Annotated in this window: 2 protein-coding genes and 1 pseudogene; 1 reads left to right on the top strand and 2 read right to left on the bottom strand. The window is 58.4% G+C overall.

From position 1 onward, the window contains the following. Positions 1-183: 183 nt before the first annotated feature. Entirely contained in the window at positions 184-672 is a 489-nt protein-coding gene (locus tag CXY73_RS00210) for a hypothetical protein (protein WP_146071539.1), read from the top strand. Positions 673-938: 266 nt separating this feature from the next. Here CXY73_RS00210 and CXY73_RS00215 read toward each other — a convergent pair whose 3' ends face one another. Beyond that, complete coding sequence (locus CXY73_RS00215; protein WP_104176407.1) at positions 939-1,319, bottom strand: ester cyclase; 381 nt, start codon at positions 1,317-1,319, stop codon at positions 939-941. Continuing rightward, positions 1,319-2,542 (bottom strand): annotated as a pseudogene (locus tag CXY73_RS00220) (IS256 family transposase). Before CXY73_RS00220 ends, CXY73_RS00215 begins: the two are co-directional and overlap by 1 nt. Positions 2,543-2,738: the final 196 nt, after the last annotated feature.

The raw sequence follows: 2,738 nt of genomic DNA on the forward strand, positions 1-2,738 counted from the left end.
ACACCAAGGAGGGTTCGCCATATTCTTAGAGTTCGCACGCCGCTTTTTCCGTTCCTAAGTTTCTTACCTTTGACAGTTAGAGACCTAGGCGGAGAGCGGCGTGCGGCCGTTAAGACGCTCCCAACGGACCCACGGTTACGTCAGGAGAGCCTGTTTCGGCCGTTATTTGTGACCGATTTCTGAGTGATCGACCATCTTGACACACCCCATTTGGGTCTCATAGATTTTCTTGCGTTGCCCGAGACCCTGCCAACGGATTCACTCACCACGTCCAAGGAGTGCCGTGTCTACACTCGTCATTCGATCGCCCGGGACCGCACCATGACCGCCGCCGAGACGGAGCAGCGTCCTCCCGGGGACGGTGTCAGCAATCATCTGCTTCTCGAACGAGTAGCCGCCGGTGACGCACTCGCCTTCGGCACTCTGTATGACGTCTTCGCCGCCGAAACCTATGCAATCTGTCTGTACAAGTTTGCAATGCCGTCATCGGCCGACAAAGCCATGGTCAAAATATGGATCTTCATATGGAGCCACGCTGCCGCACTCAACGAACAGACGGGTTCAACGAAATCCATCGTGCTGTCCACTGCCTGGGCCGTCACCTCGCAGCGCCGCAGAAGCCCCTCTACAACTGCTCACCCGAAAGGCCCGCTCGGCCCCTCGTGCTTATGAAACCAACAAAATGCGCGGCGAAACGCAACGCGCGATGTTGGTAGCAGCAACGAATTCACGAGCCACCCCTACCACGCTTAAACGTTGACAGATCGGCCGCACTGCCAGGAACACCAGTACAACCTTGCCTGCGTGCAAAGTGCGAGATCAAGGCCGTCTTACGTCGTACATCACTTTTTAAAAATGCGTCCTCGGCCCTACCCCTTCTGCTTGGAAACGCCAGTTGTCACAGCCTAGGGTGCGAGGCCGAGTTGTTCGAGCATGCCCTATTGGTCGCTGCTACCCCACCGCTCGACAAGTTTGCCGTTCTCAAACCGGCTAATTTGCATGCCACGAACAGACATCGCTTTTCCGCTAGCGGCGTGGCCCATGAGGGGGCCTTGGTGGGTGCCGGTGAGGGTATAGGCGAATGCGACGTCGGTATCGTTTGCGACGAGGCGCTCGACGGTGATGTGCAGGTCGGGGAAAGCAGCAATCATCTCACCGAAGAATGCTTTGTAGCCTGCCGGTCCTGGGCCTTGACCAAGGGCAGCGTCATTGTCGACTGCGTCTTCGGCCACAAGATCATCGAGAAGGTCAAGTTCTCCGCTGTTTACGGCGTCACCAAAGGGGAGTGTCTCGATAACGGTGTTTCCGGCGTTTTTCATTAGTAGGATTCTGCGTTCGGCCAGCGGTCGTGGAAGGTGATGGCGAAGATGTGGAGAGCTGGTTTCCACCTCATCGTCCAACGAGCTCGGCCCTCACCGATGTCCTCGAGCACGCACCGCCCGCCGGTACCGGGCATTGAGTGACTCGATCGCATTGGTGGAGCAGATCACTTGGCGGATCTCGGGGTCGTAGGACAGGAAGGGGGTGAACTCTTCCCATGCCGATTCCCATAACCGGATGATCGCACCGTATTTCTTTCCCCAGATCTCGGTCAGATCGTCCAATGCTGCCCGTGCGGCGTCGACGGTCGGAGCGGTGTAGATCGGTTTCACCGCTCGTTTCATCGCATCCCAATCCTTCTTCGAGGACAGCTTGAACGTATTCCGAATGAGGTGAATGATGCACGTCTGCACCGTGTCAACGGCCACACGTTCCCGACAACTTCCGGGAGCCCTTTCAACCCGTCACAGACCAGGAAGAACGTGTCGGTGACACCTCGGTTTTTGATGTCCGTCAGGACAGACATCCAGAACTTTGCGCCCTCACCGCCGGTGCCGGCCCACAACCCGAGAATGTCCTTGTCGCCATCCAAGGTCACGCCGATGGCCGCGTAGATGGGCCGGTTGGCGACCTGCCCGTCTCGGATCTTCACCACGATCGCATCTATGAAGATCGCCGCGTAGACGCCGTTCAAGGGGCGGGACTGCCACGTTTGCATCTCCTCGATCACCTTGTCCGTGATGCGAGAGATCGTCTCTTTGGAGACCTGCGCACCGTAGATCTGGTTGAAGTGCGCGCTGATCTCCCCGGTCGTGAGGCCGCGGGCATACAACGACAGCACAATCTCATCGACCCCGGTCAAACGGCGTTGTCGTTTCGGCACGATCACCGGAGTGAACGTGGCGTCCCGGTCACGAGGCACCTGGATGGTCACCGGCCCCGTCGAGGGGCTGATCACCGTTTTGGGCCGGGTCCCGTTGCGCACGTTGGATTCGTCACGGTCGTCCGGGGCACGGTTCTTCTCATGACCGAGATGCTCAGTCATTTCCTCGTTCAGAGCCGTCTCCAGGAACGTTTTCGTGAACTGGCCCAGCAGCCCTTCAGGACCGTCCAGAGCCAGGCCCTGCTCCTTGGCCAGGCGCACCCATTCCTTCGCCGCCACCGCCTCACGGGTGGGCTCATTTTTCGTCTTCTTCGTCACAGCATCAAGTGTCGTCATCACGGCACCTTTCCCGCCAGACCCACGTCCAGCGCGTCAGGCCGGAAACACCGTTTAAGAGACAGTCCCCCTAGTCCGAGTGAGCTGCTGCGGATATTTCAGGCAGTGGCCTCTCTGAAAATGGGGGGTGCCCCTATGTTTTTGTCAAGCAGCGAGTTGGTGTTCAGTTTCGTAGAGGGTGCCGTCTCGCAGCATGGCG

The organism is Cryobacterium sp. Y50 (assembly GCF_002929805.1).
Classification (GTDB): Bacteria; Actinomycetota; Actinomycetes; order Actinomycetales; family Microbacteriaceae; genus Cryobacterium.

Excerpts from the sequence above, each read along its gene's own strand:
- CXY73_RS00215 (WP_104176407.1), bottom strand. The coding sequence starts at position 1,319 with ATGAAAAACGCCGGAAACACCGTTATCGAGACACTCCCCTTTGGTGAC.